This window comes from Brevibacillus sp. SKDU10 (genome assembly GCF_001645205.1).
Classification (GTDB): domain Bacteria; phylum Bacillota; class Bacilli; order Brevibacillales; family Brevibacillaceae; genus Brevibacillus_B; species Brevibacillus_B halotolerans.
In genome coordinates, this window is the sequence record NZ_LSSO01000040.1 from 1 (window position 1) to 2,105 (window position 2,105).

At 41.6% G+C, this 2,105-nt stretch carries 2 protein-coding genes and 1 pseudogene; 1 reads left to right on the forward strand and 2 read right to left on the reverse strand.

Annotated features, from left to right (window positions below; translation table 11 throughout):
* Both AYJ08_RS03695 and AYJ08_RS03700 read right to left on the reverse strand, forming a co-directional pair.
* A pseudogene (locus AYJ08_RS03695) lies at positions 1 to 300 on the reverse strand (hypothetical protein); the annotation flags it as partial.
* Between the two features lie 102 nt (positions 301 to 402).
* Positions 403 to 1,719, reverse strand: coding sequence for a hypothetical protein (locus tag AYJ08_RS03700; RefSeq protein ID WP_064016639.1), 1,317 nt, complete (start codon positions 1,717 to 1,719; stop codon positions 403 to 405).
* Positions 1,720 to 1,913: 194 nt separating this feature from the next.
* On the opposite strand from AYJ08_RS03700, the gene AYJ08_RS03705 reads away from it, so the two are divergent.
* On the forward strand, positions 1,914 to 2,105 hold a 192-nt coding region (locus AYJ08_RS03705), incomplete at its 3' end, for a GTP-binding protein (protein WP_231928990.1).

Sequence of the window (2,105 nt, forward strand, 5' to 3'; positions counted from 1 at the left end):
ATGATCAGAATGAAAAAAACGGTAAGAAGCCCAGTTTGCTAAAGGCAGTTCTGGCTGCTGCAATAAAGTTGGGGTAATAGCGTGTAAAGAAATGCTCCCATCTTGCCAAATCAAGCTAAGCTCTCCCTGACATGATAACTGGTTGTGAACGGTAGAGGGAAGAATGTGCTCTTCTTCCAAATAAAAGCGAAAAGCAGCTAAGCCTTTAGAAGGATTGGCTAAAGTAGCCAGCAGCTTTTCTTGGAAAGCATTGATTACATCAGTAGTAATTTCTTCATGAAAAATTAGGGAGCTGTTCAAATAAAAGTCTCCTTTACTGAATTTTTAAACAAATGTAACGGAAAATCCACTTCATTCACGACCAAAAAACGGTAAGATGAAGTAGATCAAACATGTACTTTTTTATCCTAGCTCAATTAACAGATAGGCAGGAGCCGTTACACAAAATGTAGTGGAATGAGGCTCGGTTACTGTACGATTCGCTCCCCATCCGCAAATAATGGATGAAAAAATCTTGCTTATTCGACCATCAATCCAGCCAGTATGCATCTGCTTAAAACCGATAGGATGACAGCAGTCTCGTACCAATAAAAAATAACAGTCCATTTGTTCGCTGTGATATAGATGCTGATAACCGCTCAATATAAGGGGAGGAACTTTTTCATCCATGTGAAGAAGTGGCGGCGAAGAAATTTCGTCCTCTGATAACAGCGTTGGTAAGGAATAAAGGAAATGGGCCCCTGTTAAGTCCTCAGGCTTGTCTATATCAACGGCAGATTCCTCTAATATGGATACAGAGGGGTATAAGGTTCCAATGGAATGAAATGGTTGATAATCCTTATGGCCTTCCAACGAAGCAAGTCGTAATCGTGATGCCGTGTGTAATAATTGTCGTCTATGAGAAGGCTGCTGCAAGTAAAGTCGCAAAAGACCTGCAAAAATTTCGGTATCAACCCAGAAAAGCTGGGAGACATTTAATGGGGACGGGGCTGTTCTTTTCTGTTGATCTTTATGATTGATCTGAGAAATGGAGAGCCGGATTGCCAGTTGGGCATACAAATTTGTTATGAGCGCGTTCATAGTAGGGTGCCATTGTTCAAAAAAGGTGGCACCATCCTGATATTGAATGAATTTAGCTTGAGGTCTTACTTGAGATGTAGCTTGTAGTGTCGCTCGCCAAAATTGCGACTCATAAAAACTGCCGTCACTACGACAGAGCCAATGTTTTTCTTGCTGTATTTTTATGTGAGACTGCAACGTGTTCGGTATTTTTTCTTGGAAAAATCGTTTATGCTCCAAGCCCATTTTCCTGATTAGGAAATGCCAGTCATGAAATTCACCTAACGTCTCTAAAGTAGTTGGGGGCGGGAGCTGTTTTTCATGTTCGCAAAACCTTTGGAAGATTTTCCATCTATTTTCATGTAAGACAAGGTTATTACGTGCTTGATGAAAGGCGGCAATTGCAGCGGATTCGGTTAGGTGAAAGATGGTGGCTTGTCCCATCTCTTTTTTTGTTGACCAGAGTGTTATACGTAAAATACTATGCATGCAGGATTGTTGAAAGTCAGCAAGTCCATTGCTCCAGGAGAAGGTCTTGGACTGACATTCGGTGATGTGAATAGTCAGCAGTAAGCCAAATTGATCAGCAAGCTGTAATAAACTTGAACAAATGGATGATAAGGTAGGCGGTAGGACAAATGGATCGGTGGCATGGGGCATATCAATTCCTCCTTCCGTGCTGTAGAGCCATTTCGTTCAGTGTAACATGTGCGGCAGTCAAGATATGGCAAAGCATGACGGAGGAAATAGCGAAAGTTCTCGACAAGAATCGGGTATTTCTCCACATTTTATAGATTGTAAAATAAGCCTATTACCTGTTATTATGGAGTGTATGCAAAGACGAGGAGGAACTTATGAAACGCCTTGATATTCGTAATATCGCAATTATTGCCCACGTTGACCACGGGAAAACGACACTGGTTGACAAACTTCTAATTCAGTCCGGTACATTCCGTAGCAACCAACATGTGGCTGAGCGTATGATGGATTCCAACGATCTAGAACGTGAACGTGGAATTACAATCTTAGCGAAAACCACATCTGTA

What these genes read in the sequence shown, in the direction of transcription:
- AYJ08_RS03700 (WP_064016639.1), bottom strand. Translation starts at nt 1,719, where the DNA reads ATGCCCCATGCCACCGATCCATTTGTCCTACCGCCTACCTTATCATCC.